Genomic DNA, 14,239 nt, shown 5'->3' with positions numbered 1-14,239 from the left:
CCCCTGTTCGGTCCTCAGACGAGGACGTTCGCACCACTCATGTAGACGTGGACCTCCTGGAAGCGACCGTCGCGGACGCGCCAGAAATTGGTGTTGTTAAGTGTCGTGACCGAACCGTCGTGGCCGGTCAGTACCGCCTCGAACGACGCCGCGATGCGGCCGTGGGCGGCATCCACCGTGCAGGTGAAGCCGCGGTGGACGATGGTCGCATAGGCCGCGAAGAAATCTTCGAACATCCGCGCGATCGCCTGGCGGCCGGCGTGGCGGGTGTGCGAGGTCTGCACCGTGAACAGCGCTTCGTCGTGGAAGCAGCCGAGCGCGCCGCCCAGGTCCTTGCGGTCGACCGCGGCGAAGTAGCGATGCAGCGCGAGATCGATCAGCTGCTCGCGGCTGAGGCCGGGCTCGTACTGCATCAGGCGTCTCCCGACCTGAGCAGATTGTCGCCGCTCATATAGACATAGACCCGGTGGAAGCGGCCGTCCTTCAGGTAGAAGCGGTTGCAGTTCTCGTACCGTACCTCGGCACCGCCGTTCGGCGTGATCAGGACGGTGAACTGGGAGCAGATCGCGTCGGTTGCGGGATCGGCGACATGGACGAAGTTGCCGTGCCAGATGGCCGAGAAGTCCGCGAACAGCTTCCGGAACATGGCGGCGATGCCGGCGTCGCGGCCGTTGTGGACGGTGTTCGAGGTGACCTCGGTCAGCACCGCGTCCTCGGTGAAACAGTCGAGGACTTGGTCCAGCGCCTTGTTGTCGACGCCGTCGAAATAGCGCTTGGTGACGATGTCGATCAGATACGGGTAGGGCACCGGCACCGCAGCGGTCCCGCCCTCGGTCCAGCCGCTCATGCCCAGCCCCTCCTGATATCCGCGTCCTTGCCGACCTCTGGCGAGGGGAAGGCCTTCTTGCTGTGGTTGAGCCCGAGCGAGACGAGCATCTCGGCGGTCTTCCACGCGACGACGCCGGGGTTGATCACCGGCACCGGGAGCACGCTGGCGAGATAGGCGGCGGACTGGTGCATGGTGGTCGAGCCCAGCACGATGGCGTCCGCCCCGTCCTCCTCGATCGCCAGCAACGCCTCGGCGCGCAGCTTCTCGAAGATCACCTCTTCCTTGCCCGCCAGCAGCTCGGTAACGTCGGGCCGCGTGTCGATCGAGCGCAGCGAGGCGCAACGGTCGCCGAGCGCATAGTCGCCGAGTGTCTTCTCGTAGAGCGGGAACCACTGCGGCCACATGGTCAGCACGGTGAACGACTTGCCGAGCAGCATCGCGGCGTGGAACGCGGCCTCGCCCGGGCCGATGACCGGGATGCTGAGGCGGGAGCGCAGCGCGCGGACGCCTGAGTCGCTGACGGTATCCACGACGACCGCGGCATAGCCCTGGTCCTCGGCATCGATGCCGGCCTGGAACACCGTCCAGTCCATCAGCAGCATGTCGTGGTAGGAGTCGCCGAGCGCCGCGCCCCACTTCACCGCCTCGAACTCGGGCACGAAGCCCGGCGCGATCAGCGCATCCGGCAGCTGCGAACGCCGATTGGCGACGCCCGCCTGATCCATCGGGATGGGCACGATGACCTTGATGCGCTTGGCCTCGGACACGTCGCTTCGACCGCCTTTCCGATGTACCGGGAAAGGCTATTGTATACATTACAGGTCCGTCAAGGGGTGCGCGCACGGCCGAAACCACTTGTCAGCCGTTGTGTTCGGCGCGACACAGGGCGCGATGTCGAAGGCCGCCGATACCGCCTACCGCTACGTCCGGGGCGAGATCCTGTCGGGCGCGCTCGGGCCCGGGGCGCCGCTGCGCGAGGAAGCGCTGGCGGTTGCCTGCGGGGTGTCGCGCACGCCGGTGCGCGAGGCGCTGCGTCGGCTGGAGGCCGAACGCTTCATCCAGCGCTCCGAAACGCAGCGCAGCTATGTCGCCACTCTGTCGCCCGACGACATCGCCGAGGGGTTCGCGCTGCGCACCATGCTGGAGGGCCATGCCGCCGCCCGTGCCGCGGCGCGCATTGCGCCCGAGCAGATCGAGGCGATGGCGGCGCACAACGCCGCGGTCGGGGTGGCGGTCGGCGGCGCGACGGTCGATACCGCGAGCTTCGTCGCGCACAACCGCGCCTTCCACCAGATTGTCACCGACGCCGCCGGGTCTGAGCGGCTCGCGGCGATGCTGGCGACCGTCGTCGAACAGCCGATCGTGCTGCGCACCGCGCGGCACTACGACCGCGAGGCGGTGACCCGCAGCCACGCCGAGCACGACGAGTTGATCCTCGCCTTTCGCCGCCGCGACGCCGAATGGGCGCGCGCGGTGATGACCGCGCACATCCGGCGCGCCTTCCACGCCTATGACGACGCATTCCGCCAGGCCGGCTTGACCGGAGCGCGAACAGAAGAATAGATTGTATACAAACAGGGGCAGATCAGCGCATGGCCTATCGTCTCGGCGTCGATGTCGGCGGTACCTTCACCGATCTGCTGCTGCTCGATTCGGCGGGCGGTCGCTTCTGGCGGCACAAGACGCCTTCGACTCCGGCCGACAGTGCCACCGGCATCCTGACGGGTGTCGCCGCGATCTGCGACCAGGCCGGGATCGAGCCGTCCGCAATCGGGACGCTGCTGCACGGCACCACCGTCGCGACCAATGCCGTGCTGGAGGGCAAGGGGGCGCGCGTCGGGCTGATCGTCACCCGCGGCTACCGCCAGGTCATGCAGATCGCGCGCAGCTTCGTGCCCGGCGGCCTCGCCGGCTGGATCGTCTGGCCCAAGCCGGTGCCGATGGCGGCGCTGCAGGACACGGTCGAGGTCGACGGGCGGATCGACGGCCAGGGGGCGGAGGTCGCGGCCCTCGACGAAGCCTCGGTCCGCGCCGCGCTCGAACTGCTCAAGGCGCGGGGGGTCGAGGCGATCACCGTCAGTCTGACGAACGCCTATCTCAACGGCGACCATGAGGCCCGGATCGGCGCGCTCGCTGCCGAGATCATGCCCGGGACACCGGTGTCGCTGAGCCATGTCGTCCTGCCCGAGATGCAGGAGTACGAGCGCACGCTGACCACCGTCGCCAATGCTGCCGTGCGTCCGGTCGTGGGCCGCTACGTCCGAAGCCTGCGCGCCAAGTTGCGCGACACCGGCATGCAGGGTCGCATCGCGCTGCTGCGCTCCGACGGCGGGCTGATGTCATCGGAAAAGGCCGAGGAGCATCCCGTCTCGCTGCTGATGTCGGGCCCGGCGGGCGGAGTCGCCGGGGCGCTGTGGGTCGGGCGCAACGCCGGATTGAAGAACATCCTGACGCTCGACGTCGGCGGCACCTCGACCGACGTCGCGCTGATCGAGAACCTAGAGCCGCGTCGCACCCGGACGACCGAGGTCGGTCACCTCAGCGTCCGCGCGTCGTCGCTCGACGTGAAGACCGTCGGCGCGGGCGGCGGTTCGATCGCGACGGTGCCCGAGCTGACCGGCGCGCTGCGCGTCGGGCCGCAGTCGGCGGGGGCGGTGCCGGGACCCGCCGCGTACGGCAAGGGCGGCGTGCTGCCGACCGTGACCGACGCCAATGTCGTGCTCGGTTACCTGCCCGAAAACCTGCTCGGCGGGGCGTTCCGCCTCGACCGGGCCGCTGCGACCGCTGCCGTGCAGACCATCGCCGATGCGCTCGGCATCGACCTGATGGCGGCGGCGCGCGGCATCATCGACATCGTCAACGAGAACATGTTCGGCGCCTTGCGCATGATCTCGGTGCAACAGGGCTATGATCCCCGCGACTTCGCCTTGATGGGTTTCGGCGGCGCCGGGCCGCTCCACGTCAACGCGGTCGCGCGGCTGATGGGCAGCTGGCCCGCGGTGTCGCCGGTGTCACCCGGCGTGCTGTGCGCGCTCGGTGACGCGACGACGCGGATGCGGACCGAGGCGGCGCGGTCATTCGCGCGCCTTGCCCGCGACACCAGCGAGGCCGACCTGCTCGGCGCGCTCGAGACGATGGCGGCGGCGACCGTCGCCGAACTCGTCGCCGAAGGCGTGCCCGAGGACGAAGTCACTTCGCTGTTCGAGATCGACGTGCGTTACGAGGGCCAGGCCTTCGAGGTGCCGATGACGATCACCCCCGACGTGCTGCGCGCCGACGGCATCGCGGGGCTGCTGGCGCGCTTCGACGAGGAGCATCGCCGCCTGTTCACGTTCAACATGGCCAGCCCGCACGAAATCGTGAACCTGCGCGCCGTCGCGCTGGGCCGCACGCTCGACCTGCCGGCGGCGCCGCTCGAACCGGGCGACGGGTCGCCTGCGGCGGCGAAGCTGCGCAACCACGAATTGTGGATGGACGGGCGGATGCAGCCGGCGGCGATCTACGACCGCGCGAAGCTGCGCGCCGGCGACGTCATCCCCGGCCCGGCGATCGTCGTCGAGATGGACTCGACGACGCTGATCGAAAGCGGCCATGCCGGCACCGTCGATGCCGTCGGCAACATCCTGATCCGTCCGGAGGCGCACTGATGCCCGCGACCATCGTCGAAACCAGCACGGTCCCCTTCGAAAAGGTCGCGATCGACCCCGTCACGCTCGACATCATCGAGAATGCGCTGCGCAACGCCCGCGTCGAGATGGACGCGACCCTGGTCCGCACCGCGATGTCGCCGGGCATCCGCGAGCAGGGCGACAGTTTCCCGCTGATCGCCGACCGGCACGGCCGCATGGTCGTCGGCCAGTTCGGCAGCTTCATCGGCGGCTTCCTCGACGGCTATGGCGGCACGGTCGAGGACGGCGACATGTTCTTCCTCAGCGACCCCTATTCGGTCGAGGGGGCGATCAGCCACTCGAACGACTGGCTGGTCCTGCTGCCCGTCTACAAGGCCGGCCGCCTGATCGCCTGGACCGCGATGTTCGGCCACCAGAGCGACATCGGCGGCAAGGTCGCGGGGTCGATGCCGATCAACGCGCACTCGATCTTCGAGGAAGGCGTGCGCATCCCGCCGGTCAAGATCTGGCGCAAGGGCGAGTATAACGAGGACCTGATCACCCTCGTCATGCACCAGACGCGCAAGCCCGACTGGTGCCGCGCCGACCTCAACGCGCTGATCGCCTCGTGCCGGGTCGCGGCGCGGCGGGTGCTCGAACTCAGCGAACGCTTCGGCGACGAGCTGTATGTCGCCGCGACCGAGGAACTGCTGGCGCGCAACCACCGCGCGATGAAGACGCTGATCGCCAGCTCGATCGGCACCGAGCCGGTCAGCTTCGAGGATTTCATCTGCGACGACGGCATGGGCTTCGGCCCTTACCGGATCCGCTGCACGATGCACCGCGAGGGCGACCGGGTCATCCTCGACTTCGCCGGCACCGACCCGCAGTCGGACGCCTCGATCAACTTCTATCTCAACGAGAACATGTTCAAGATGTTCTTCGGCATCTACATGATCATGGTCTTCGACCCCGCGATCCTGTTCAACGACGGCTTCTACGATCTGATCGAGGTGCGGATTCCGGAAGGGTCGCTGCTCAAGCCGAAGTTCCCGGCGGCACTGTCGGGGCGGACGCACGCGCTGGGCCGCATCTTCGACATCCTGGGCGGGCTGCTCGGGCAGCGGACGCCCGAATTCCTCAACGCTGCGGGGTTCTCGTCGAGCCCCCACCTCTTCTACTCGGGCGTCGACCGCACGGGGCAGTGGTTCCAGCTGTTCCAGATCGGCTTCGGCGGCATACCCGGGCGGCCGATGGGCGACGGGCCCGACGGGCATTCGCTGTGGCCGGGCTTCACCAACGTGCCGAACGAGTTCCTCGAACGCTATTTCCCGCTGCGCATCGAACGCTACGAGACCGTGCCCGACAGCGGCGGCGCCGGGCTGCACCGCGGCGGCAACGGCATCCACATGACCTATCGCTTCCTCGAACCCGGCATCGTCGCGATCCACGACGACCGCTGGTTCGTTCCCCCCTGGGGCGTCAACGGCGGCGCACCGGGCGCTCGGGCGCGCAAGATCCTCGAGCGCGCCGACGGGAGCGAGGCGATCGTCGGCAACAAGCTCGAGGATCTGGCTGTCGAGGCCGGCGACCAGCTGCACTTCATCACCTGGGGCGGCGGCGGCTGGGGCGACCCGCTGCTGCGCGACCCGGCGCTGGTCGAGAAGGAGGTCGGCGAGGGGCTGGTCACCGCCGCCGGGGCGCGCGCCTACGGCGTCGTGGTCGGCGATGCGGCGGCGACCGAGGCCCTGCGGGCCGAAATCCGCGCCGCACGGCCGGCGACCGCCGCGCTGTTCGACCGGGGGCCGGAGATCGAGACGCTGCGGGCGAACTGCCTCGCCGAAACCGGGCTGCCCGCGCCGCGCCAGCCGGTCTGGCGCCCGGAGCGCGCCGCGGCGTGAGCGAGCCTGTCAACAGCGGCGCGCTGGCGGGGCTGCGCGTCATCGAGCTCGGCCAGCTGATCGCGGGGCCGTTCTGCGGCCAGCTGCTTGGCGACATGGGGGCAGAGGTCATCAAGGTCGAGCCGCCCGCCGCCGACGGCAAGCGCGGCGGCGACCCGATGCGCGAATGGGGCCGCGGCGATGCCAAGCTGTGGTGGGAGGTGGTGTCGCGCAACAAGAAGTCGGTCAGCGCCAACCTGCGCGTCGCCGAGGGGCAGGCACTCGTCCGCAAGCTCGCCGCCACTGCCGACATACTCATCGAGAATTTCAAGCCCGGCACGCTCGAGAAATGGGGCCTGGGTCCCGACGTGCTGATGGCCGACAATCCGCGGCTGATCGTCGTGCGCGTCTCGGGCTACGGCCAGACCGGCCCCTATGCCGACCGCGCCGGCTTCGGCGGCATCGGCGAGGCGATGGGCGGCTGGCGCGCGATCGTCGGCGATCCCGACCGGCCGCCGTCGCGCATGGGCGTCTCGATCGGTGACAGCCTCGCCGCGACCTACGGCTGCATGGGCGCACTCGCGGCACTGCACGCACGCGAACGCACGGGCCGCGGCCAGGTCGTCGATTCGGCGCTGTACGAGGCGGTTCTGCAGGTCATGGAGAGCCTCGTCCCCGAATATCAGGTATCGGGCGTCATCCGCGAACGGTCGGGGTCGGTGCTGCCCGGCATCGCGCCGTCGAACGTCTATCCCTGCCGCGACGGCGAATATCTGATCGGCGCCAACCAAGACGCGGTGTTCGCCCGGCTGTGCGCCGCGATGGGCCAGCCCGAGCTGGCGCAGGATCCTCGCTACGTCGACCACGTCTCGCGCGGGCGCAACCAGGTCGAGCTCGACGGGCGCGTCGCCGACTGGACGCGGACGCGGACCGTTGCCGAAGTCGAGGCCGCGATGATCGCGCACAGCGTCCCGGCCGGCACGATCTACCGCGCGCCGGAGATGCTCGCCGACCCGCATTTCGCCGCGCGCGAGGCACTGGTCGAGCTCGACACCCCGCGCTGGGGCACGCTGACCATGCAGAACAGCTTCCCGAAGCTCAGCGACACGCCGTCGAGCGTGCGGACGCCGGCGCCCGACTCCGTCGGCGCGCATAATCACGAGGTCTATGCCGGCCTGCTCGGCCTCTCCGACACCGAGATCGAGGCGCTGCGGGCGGCGGGCGCGATCTGATGGGCGACGATCTCGCCGCTTCCTACGCGGCGTCGTTCGACGGACATCTGCCGTTCGGCGAGCGGCCCGCGCTGCTGCTCGTCGACGTCTGCATGGCCTATCTGACCCCCGGCGCGGCGCTCCATGACCCTGCGTTCGAGGCGGCGATCCCGGTGCTGGAGCGGCTGGTGGCAGCGGCGCGGGCGGCGGCTGTGCCGGTGTTGTTCACCCGCGTCGTCTATACCGCGGGCGGCCGCGACGGCGGGCTGTTCTACCGCAAGCTACCGGTGCTGAGCGTCTTCGATGCCGGGTCGCCGCTCGGCGATTTTCCGCCCTCGCTGAGGCCCGGCCCCGACGATGTCGTCGTCACCAAGCAATATGCCTCGTCGTTCTTCGGCACGGCGCTGGCGTCGACGCTCCGCGGTCTCGGCATCGACACGCTGCTCGTGACCGGCTTCTCGACGTCGGGATGCGTCCGGGCGACGGCGCTCGATGCGCTGCAGCACGGCTTTGCGCCGTTCGTCGTGCGCGATGCCTGCGCCGACCGGCATTCGGCCCCGCACGAAGCCAACCTGTTCGACCTGCAGGCGAAATACGCCGAGGTCATCGACAGCGAGACGGCCGTGGACTTGCTCGGCCGGACAGTCACCTCATCCGGTTGAAATCGCCGACCCGGGGCGACTTCAAAACCACGCCCGCACGCCCGCGCGGATCGTCCAGCCGCCGGGATCGTCGCCGTCGGCACGCGCCAGCCGCGCCGTGCCGCCGAGCTTGCGGTCGTAGACGGCGGCGACATAGGGCGCGAACTTGCGGCTGAATTCGTAGCGCAGCGCCGCGCCGGTCTCGACGCGCGAGAAGCCCGACGCGACGCGGCGGTCGGCGGCGTCGTTGAGGTACAGGTCGGTCTCGACCATCGGCGAGACGATCAGCCGGTTGGTGACCAGCAGGTCGAAGCTCTGCTTGAAGCGGATCGACACGTCGCCCTCGAAGCCGATGAAAGCGTGGAGTTCGGTTTCGAGCAGGTACGGCGACAGGCCCTGGACCCCGACCACCGCATAGCCGCGCCGGTCGGGTTCGAGGTCGTAGCGCACGCCGCCCTGCACATCGAAGAAGCTGTAGGCATTGCGGCTGTACAGCGCCTGGAACTCGGCCTGCTCGACCTTGCGGCCGGCGCGCTCCCCTTCCGCCTTGTACCAGAATTTGTCGCGGTCGCCGCCGACCCAGCCCTCGGCGTCCCAGTTGAGCAGCCCGGCGCCATCGTCGCGCGCATAATCGAGCTCGATGCGGTTGTAGGTGTAGGTGCGCTCGTGGTGCCCCATCGCGCCCATGTCGACCTGCCGGTCCATGACCGCCTTGTCGGCGGGTGCCGGTGCGACCGCCGGCCCGTCGCTCGGCTGGGCGAAGGCGGGGGCGGCGACCAGCAGCGCGAGCGCCAGCGCCCGCATCAATGGCTGCCGTGCCCGGCGTGCGCCGCCGCGGGCGTGCCGTCGCGATTGTCGACCGACGCGACCACCAGCTTCTGCATCATGCCCGACTCCATGTGGTAGAGCAGGTGGCAGTGGATCGGCCATTCGCCCGCCTCGTCGGCGGTCAGCAGCACCGACTGGGTGCGGCCCGGCGCGACGGCGATGACGTTCTTGTCGGGCATGCGGTCGATCGGCTGACCGTTCTCGACCTGGAAGAACATGCCGTGCAGGTGCATCGGGTGCGCCATCATCGTCTCGTTGACGAAGGTGACGCGGACGCGCTCGTTGAACGCGACGCGGATCGGCGGCGCCTCGCCGAACTTCGCGCCGTTCAATGTCCAGATGTAGCGCTCCATGTTGCCCGACACCTTGACGACGATCTCGCGCGTCGGGGCGCGCGTGTCGGCCTGGGGCCGGAGCGCCACGAGGTCGCGCATCGACAGCACGCGGCTGCCGTAGGGAGCACCGCTCGCCCAGCCGAAGACGCGGCCCGAGCCGTCGGTGTCGCCCTCGCGCGCCAGCGCCGGCATGCCCATGTCGTGGCCCGCCATCGGGTCATTGCCATAGCCATAGTCGACGCGCGGGAACGGCGTGCCGCCTGCAACCTTCGCCGCGACCGCGGTGCCGCTGCGCGGTTGTGACTGCGCCGCCGGGGTGCAGTGCCCCATCGCGGCGTGTTCGGGCGTGCAGGCGGGCGCAGCAGGCGGCGGCGGGGCGGCGGTGCAATGGCCCATCGCCGCATGCTCGGGGGTGCAGGCGGGTGCCGGTGCGGCGGGGGGTGTCATCGTGCAATGGCCCATGGCGGCGTGTTCGGCGGTGCAGGCCGGCGCGGCCGTCGCCGGGAGCGCCTGGCGTGCGGCGGCGCGGGTCAGCGTCGCGTCGTCCATCGCCGCCATGTCGTGCCCGGCCATCGGCGCGGCGCCCGCCATCTTCATGCCGCCCATCGCATGGCCCATCTCGCTCATCAGCAGCACTTGGCGCGGGCGCGGCGCAGGGGCGGTGACCGCCATCCCGGCGCGCGGGGCGAAGCTCGCCAGCACCGACGCCTTGCGGTCGAGCGTCTCCACCCACAGCGGATACGCCTGGTCCTTCGGCCGCACGACGACATCATAGGTCTCGGCGACGCCGATACGGAATTCGTCGACCTCGACCGGCTGCACGGCACGTCCGTCGGCGGCGACGATCGTCATCGTCAGCCCCGGCAGCCGCACGTCCATGAAACTCATCGCCGAGCCGTTGACGAAGCGCAGGCGGACCGTCTCGCCGGGCGTGAAGCGCAGCGACGGGTTGCGTGCCGAGGGCTCGCCGTTGACCAGCAGCGTGTAATTGCCGACGTCGGCGATGTCGGTCGGGTCCATCCGCATCCGCCCCCACGCCGCGCGATCGGCGAGCGTCGCCTTCAGCCCGAACTTGCGCGCGTCGGCGATCAGCTCGGGGGTCGTGCGCTTCGAGAAGTTGTAATAGCCGGCGTCGCCCTTGAGGTTGCGCAGGATGCGCTCGGGCGTCTCGCGCGTGTGCTCGGACAGCAGCACCACCTGTTCACGGTCGACCTTCAGCGCGATGTCGCTGCCCGCCTTGGGGTCGATGATCAGCGCGCCGTACTGCCCGGCCTGCTCCTGCGTCGCCGAGTGCGCGTGGTACCAATAGGTCCCCGACTGGCGCAGCGGCAGCGTCGCGGTGAAGGTCGCGCCGGGCTCGATGCCGGTGAAGCCGTTGAACCCCGGCGAGCCGTCGTTCTCGCCCGGGATCAGCAGCCCGTGCCAGTGGATCGAGGTCTTTTCCTTGAGGCGGTTGGTGATGCGCACCTCGCCCGTCTCACCCTCGGTGAAGCGCAGCACCGGGCCGGGCACGCTGCCGTTCAGCGTGATGACGCTCGCCTTGCGCCCGGGCTCGATCTCGCGAACCTGCCGCTCGATCGTCAGGTCGTAGGTGCGCGCCTGCACGCTCGCCGCGGTTGCCAGCACCAGCAGGAAAGCCGTCAGTCGCACGCCGATCTCCTGTCGCATGGGCCTCAGATGGCGCGCCGGGTCGTATTCGGCAACCGGCGAACCCGCTGTCACCTGCCCGCGGGGCTTCGGCGCGGCAAGGCGCGTATTGACCCACGCGCGCCGACCGCAGACTGGTCCTCGCGTGTCCGACCGATCGAACTCAAGGCTGTTGGCAGCGTGACGCGGCCGCGCCCCTGGCAGGTCTTCGGCGGGCTGCTGCTGATCATCGTGCTGACGCAGCTGCTGACGTCGTGGCTTGGCAGCCGCCGCCCGGCCGAGCCGCCGACGCTGTTCGCCGGCGTGGCCGCGCTCGCCGATCCGCGCGCGCCAACGCTGGGACCCGCCAGCGCGAACGTCCTGATCTACGTGGTTTCGGACTATGCCTGCGGCAACTGCCGCGCGCTGCACCCGGCGCTGCGGACCCTCGTCGCCGAGGACCCCGACGTCCGGCTGGTCTACCGCGACTGGCCGACCCTCGGGGCCCGCTCGACCCGCGCCGCGCGCCTCGCCCTCGCCAGCGCCGCGCAAGGACGGCACGCGGCGTTCGACGATGCGCTGATGCGGCGCGGCGGGTCGCTCGACGAGACGGCGTTGCGTGCCGCCGCCGCTGCCGCCGGGGTCGACTGGCAGCGCCTCGAACGCGACGCGGCGAGCCCCGCGGTGACCCGCCTGCTCGACGACACCGATCGCCTGGCGCGCGGGCTGGGCCTCGCCGGGACGCCGGTGCTCGTCGTCGGGCCCTATCTGGTCACCGGACGCGTGCCCCTCGAGCGGCTGCGCGAGCTCGTGCGCGACGCCCGCGCCCCGTAAGGACTGCCGATCAGGCCATGACCCCCTGGCGACGGCGCATCGCGCCGCCCACCATGCCGAAGCCGGCGATCAGCATCGCCCAGGTCCCGGGCTCCGGAATCGCCGCCTGTACCGCGCCGATCCAGCTGCTGTGGAGGTAGATCGGCACATAGCCGCTGAATTCGCCCCAGCTCGCGTTGAGGAATAGGTCGACGTCGCCGAAGTCGTTGCCGAAGGTCAGGCCGTAGCTGTTGATCGACGCAAGCTTGCCGTCGATGAACCCCGGCCCGCCCGAATCGCCGCCCGCGATGCCGACTTCGCGCGCGCCCAGGCCGGTATTGCAGAAGGTCCCGGCCGGCAGCGCGATGGCAACGGCGATGTTGCAGGACGAGTCGTTCTCCGCCAGCCCGTTGTCGAAGTCCGACACGAACGAAAAGGCGTATTCGGACGCCGTGCCGAAGTTGAGCACGCCGTTCCAGCGCGGGTCGCCGAGGCGGAACTCGTACGTGTTGTCCCCTTCGCGGAGCCGGTTGGTGCCGAGATCGGTGCCCAGCGCGCCGCCTTCGCTCGACCGCAGGCCGTAGCCCGCGACGTTGAACGCCTTGCCGGTCAGATCGCCCTCGTCATACAGGTCGTACGCCGTCGCCCAGGACGGCGCGGCACTGCCCAGGCGCAGCACCGCGATGTCGTTCTGGTCGATGACCTGGCCGGTATAGGCCGGATTGACGAAAGTCTCGGTGATGTCGATCGCGGTCGCCGCGGCATTGCCCAGCGCGCCGGCGTCGGGATCGCCGTTCCAGAAGATCGCGGTCACCTTGTCGGGCGTCAGGCCCGACGACAACGGGCTGACGCAGTGCGCGGCGGTGACGATCGTGCGCCGGTCGGAGCCGAGGCTGCCCGAGCAGACCGCGGCGCCCAGCTGGCCGTAATCCATCAGCAGCTGCACGACGCCGGCCTTCTGCGGCTGCGTGGGCAGATAGATCGGGTTGCCACCGCCCGCGATCGTGGCGGTCGAGGTCTGGCCGACGATGCGGCTGACCGCCGTCCAGCTGAGGCCGTTCGCACTGCCCGACTGGGTCCGGCCGATGCCGTTGGCGGCGAACGCCGGCGTCGCCAGCACGGCCGCGCACAGCATGAGGGTCTTGATCGTCATGTCGGTCTCCTGTCGGGGGGCGGGTCAGGCGGCGACGGTCGCGGCGCGGCGACGGCGGGCGCGGAGGCCGACCGCGCCGAAGCCCGCGATCAGCATCGCCCAGGTCGCGGGCTCGGGTACCGGCGCAGCGAAGTCCGTGACATCGACCGCGAAATTGTCGATCAGCGGGCCGTAGCCGCCGCCGCTGTAGGTCCCGAGCTCGAACTGAAAGGCCCCGGCGATGACCGGGCGGAAGCTGATCGACTGGCGCGTCGTCGGGTAGTCGCCGAAGAGGCCGTAGCCGTAGGCGAAGTACTGATCGAAGATCCGCACCGTGTTCTCGCCCTCGGTATAGGGGTAGAAGTCGGCGAAATCGAAGAAGGCGGTGCCGTCGAGGTAATAGACCTCCTGGTAGGATTCGGGGTTGGTCTGCTCGAAGTAGAACTGCAGATAGGGCACGTCCTCGCCCAGCGGGCGGATCTGATTGCCCGCCATATCCCACGAGATGGTGACGACCTGGCCGGCATCGTAGCGGAAGGTCGACTTGCTCTTCATGAAGCCGCCGGTCAGCCCGCCGCCGAGGTCGATGACCGTGCTGCCGACGGTGTAGCCGAGCGTGTTGCCGGTACCGATGACGTCGACATAGCCGTCGATGGTCCAGTTGCTCAGGCTGGTCTGGAAGGTCGCGGTGCCGCCGCCCGCCTCTCCGTTGAAATCGTCGAAGAAGATGCGTTCGGCGGCGGCCGGCGCGGCGCCGAGCATGAGTGCGGCGAGCGGCGCGGCCTTCGCGAGGCGTCGCAGGGCGGTGCGCGTCGGCGCGGACTTCGATGCGGCATGGTTCACGGCAGCTCTCCCTGTGGGTTGGACGGTCAGATCGATGCGGTCGGGGTGAAATCGGCGCGGCGCGCGGCGGGCGCGAAGTCGGCACGCAGGCTGGCCGCGATCGCCGGGCAGCGGGTCATCAGTTCGGCGACCAGCGCGCCGTCGAGGCGGTAGAGCAGGGTCGGCGCGACGGTGCGCACGGCATCGGTGAAGGGCAGGCCGCCGAGCGCTTCGGCGACGCCGAGGTAGCTGCCCGCCGACCAGACGCGCGTCCCGCCGTCGTCGGCCAGCGCGCCTTCGGTCACCACGAGCAGCGCGGCCGCATCGCCGGGGGCGACGATCTCGACTCCCGCCGGCACTTCGAACAGCGCGCCCTCGCGCAACAGTTCGAGGCAGCCGCGGCGATCGGTCGGCAGCGCCGCGAACAGCGGCACGCGACGCAGCTGGTCGGTCAGGGGGCGCGTCGGGGCGCGGAAGCTTTCGAGCGAGGCCATGCGCCTTGATGCGCCCGCAC

Annotated in this window: 13 protein-coding genes and 2 pseudogenes; 6 read left to right on the top strand and 9 right to left on the bottom strand. The window is 70.0% G+C overall.

Annotated features, from left to right (window positions below; translation table 11 throughout):
• Positions 1 to 14 precede the first annotated feature (14 nt).
• From FMM06_RS16115 to FMM06_RS16105, 3 genes are read right to left on the bottom strand one after another with little or no spacing between them, the layout of a single operon-like run.
• Positions 15 to 413, bottom strand: a complete 399-nt coding sequence (locus FMM06_RS16115; RefSeq protein ID WP_144335332.1) for a nuclear transport factor 2 family protein — start codon at positions 411 to 413, stop codon at positions 15 to 17.
• Complete coding sequence (locus FMM06_RS16110) at positions 413 to 847, bottom strand: nuclear transport factor 2 family protein (protein WP_144335331.1); 435 nt, start codon at positions 845 to 847, stop codon at positions 413 to 415. The genes FMM06_RS16115 and FMM06_RS16110 overlap by 1 nt, the downstream gene beginning before the upstream one ends.
• Complete coding sequence (locus FMM06_RS16105) at positions 844 to 1,596, bottom strand: aspartate/glutamate racemase family protein (RefSeq protein ID WP_207790303.1); 753 nt, start codon at positions 1,594 to 1,596, stop codon at positions 844 to 846. The genes FMM06_RS16110 and FMM06_RS16105 overlap by 4 nt, the downstream gene beginning before the upstream one ends.
• Before the next feature lie 124 nt (positions 1,597 to 1,720).
• On the opposite strand from FMM06_RS16105, the gene FMM06_RS16100 reads away from it, so the two are divergent.
• The 5 genes from FMM06_RS16100 to FMM06_RS16080 are packed head-to-tail and all read left to right on the top strand — an operon-like array spanning position 1,721 to position 8,190.
• Positions 1,721 to 2,392 carry a GntR family transcriptional regulator gene (locus FMM06_RS16100; RefSeq protein WP_144335330.1) on the top strand — a complete coding sequence of 224 codons (672 nt, stop codon included), beginning with the start codon at positions 1,721 to 1,723 and terminating at the stop codon, positions 2,390 to 2,392.
• A gap of 29 nt (positions 2,393 to 2,421) precedes the next feature.
• Positions 2,422 to 4,476, top strand: coding sequence for a hydantoinase/oxoprolinase family protein (locus tag FMM06_RS16095; RefSeq protein WP_144335329.1), 2,055 nt, complete (start codon positions 2,422 to 2,424; stop codon positions 4,474 to 4,476).
• The gene (locus tag FMM06_RS16090) at positions 4,476 to 6,338 is read left to right on the top strand and encodes a hydantoinase B/oxoprolinase family protein (RefSeq protein WP_144335328.1); all 1,863 of its coding nucleotides are present in this window, start codon (positions 4,476 to 4,478) and stop codon (positions 6,336 to 6,338) included. The genes FMM06_RS16095 and FMM06_RS16090 overlap by 1 nt, the downstream gene beginning before the upstream one ends.
• Positions 6,335 to 7,549, top strand: a complete 1,215-nt coding sequence (locus tag FMM06_RS16085; protein WP_235889353.1) for a CaiB/BaiF CoA transferase family protein — start codon at positions 6,335 to 6,337, stop codon at positions 7,547 to 7,549. The genes FMM06_RS16090 and FMM06_RS16085 overlap by 4 nt, the downstream gene beginning before the upstream one ends.
• Positions 7,549 to 8,190 carry an isochorismatase family protein gene (locus FMM06_RS16080; RefSeq protein ID WP_144335327.1) on the top strand — a complete coding sequence of 214 codons (642 nt, stop codon included), beginning with the start codon at positions 7,549 to 7,551 and terminating at the stop codon, positions 8,188 to 8,190. Before FMM06_RS16085 ends, FMM06_RS16080 begins: the two co-directional genes overlap by 1 nt.
• A gap of 21 nt (positions 8,191 to 8,211) precedes the next feature.
• Here the strand turns inward: FMM06_RS16080 and FMM06_RS16075 are convergent, their stop codons facing one another.
• Positions 8,212 to 8,973, bottom strand: a complete 762-nt coding sequence (locus FMM06_RS16075; RefSeq protein ID WP_185965229.1) for a copper resistance protein B — start codon at positions 8,971 to 8,973, stop codon at positions 8,212 to 8,214.
• Entirely contained in the window at positions 8,973 to 10,982 is a 2,010-nt protein-coding gene (locus FMM06_RS16070; RefSeq protein ID WP_207790302.1) for a multicopper oxidase domain-containing protein, read from the bottom strand. Before FMM06_RS16070 ends, FMM06_RS16075 begins: the two co-directional genes overlap by 1 nt.
• A gap of 177 nt (positions 10,983 to 11,159) precedes the next feature.
• Here FMM06_RS16070 and FMM06_RS16065 point away from each other — a divergent pair, with 177 nt between their 5' ends.
• Positions 11,160 to 11,792 (top strand): DsbA family protein, encoded by a 633-nt coding sequence (locus FMM06_RS16065; RefSeq protein WP_185965228.1) that lies wholly within the window; start codon positions 11,160 to 11,162, stop codon positions 11,790 to 11,792.
• Between the two features lie 10 nt (positions 11,793 to 11,802).
• Here FMM06_RS16065 and FMM06_RS17470 read toward each other — a convergent pair.
• From FMM06_RS17470 to FMM06_RS16050, 4 genes and pseudogenes are all read right to left on the bottom strand, one after another.
• A pseudogene (locus FMM06_RS17470) lies at positions 11,803 to 11,907 on the bottom strand (PEPxxWA-CTERM sorting domain-containing protein); the annotation flags it as partial.
• A gap of 435 nt (positions 11,908 to 12,342) precedes the next feature.
• Positions 12,343 to 12,705: pseudogene (locus FMM06_RS17465) on the bottom strand (trypsin-like serine protease); the annotation flags it as partial.
• A gap of 243 nt (positions 12,706 to 12,948) precedes the next feature.
• Positions 12,949 to 13,746, bottom strand: a complete 798-nt coding sequence (locus tag FMM06_RS17315; protein ID WP_144335322.1) for a PEPxxWA-CTERM sorting domain-containing protein — start codon at positions 13,744 to 13,746, stop codon at positions 12,949 to 12,951.
• A 26-nt stretch (positions 13,747 to 13,772) separates the two neighbouring features.
• The gene (locus tag FMM06_RS16050) at positions 13,773 to 14,219 is read right to left on the bottom strand and encodes a cyclic nucleotide-binding domain-containing protein (protein WP_144335321.1); all 447 of its coding nucleotides are present in this window, start codon (positions 14,217 to 14,219) and stop codon (positions 13,773 to 13,775) included.
• Positions 14,220 to 14,239 lie beyond the last annotated feature (20 nt).

The sequence above is a fragment of the Glacieibacterium frigidum genome (assembly GCF_007097155.1).
GTDB lineage: Bacteria > Pseudomonadota > Alphaproteobacteria > Sphingomonadales > Sphingomonadaceae > Glacieibacterium > Glacieibacterium frigidum.
The sequence above is the reverse complement of the archived record's forward strand: the minus strand, read 5'-3'. Positions and strand labels throughout refer to the sequence as shown.

Bases quoted from the DNA above. Each gene is read 5' to 3' on its own strand.
- FMM06_RS16100 (WP_144335330.1), top strand. From the start codon at position 1,721: ATGTCGAAGGCCGCCGATACCGCCTACCGCTACGTCCGGGGCGAGATC.
- FMM06_RS16075 (WP_185965229.1), bottom strand. From the start codon at position 8,973: ATGCGGGCGCTGGCGCTCGCGCTGCTGGTCGCCGCCCCCGCCTTCGCC.
- FMM06_RS16050 (WP_144335321.1), bottom strand. From the start codon at position 14,219: ATGGCCTCGCTCGAAAGCTTCCGCGCCCCGACGCGCCCCCTGACCGAC.
- FMM06_RS16090 (WP_144335328.1), top strand. From the start codon at position 4,476: ATGCCCGCGACCATCGTCGAAACCAGCACGGTCCCCTTCGAAAAGGTC.
- FMM06_RS16115 (WP_144335332.1), bottom strand. From the start codon at position 413: ATGCAGTACGAGCCCGGCCTCAGCCGCGAGCAGCTGATCGATCTCGCG.
- FMM06_RS16110 (WP_144335331.1), bottom strand. From the start codon at position 847: ATGAGCGGCTGGACCGAGGGCGGGACCGCTGCGGTGCCGGTGCCCTAC.
- FMM06_RS16080 (WP_144335327.1), top strand. From the start codon at position 7,549: ATGGGCGACGATCTCGCCGCTTCCTACGCGGCGTCGTTCGACGGACAT.
- FMM06_RS16095 (WP_144335329.1), top strand. From the start codon at position 2,422: ATGGCCTATCGTCTCGGCGTCGATGTCGGCGGTACCTTCACCGATCTG.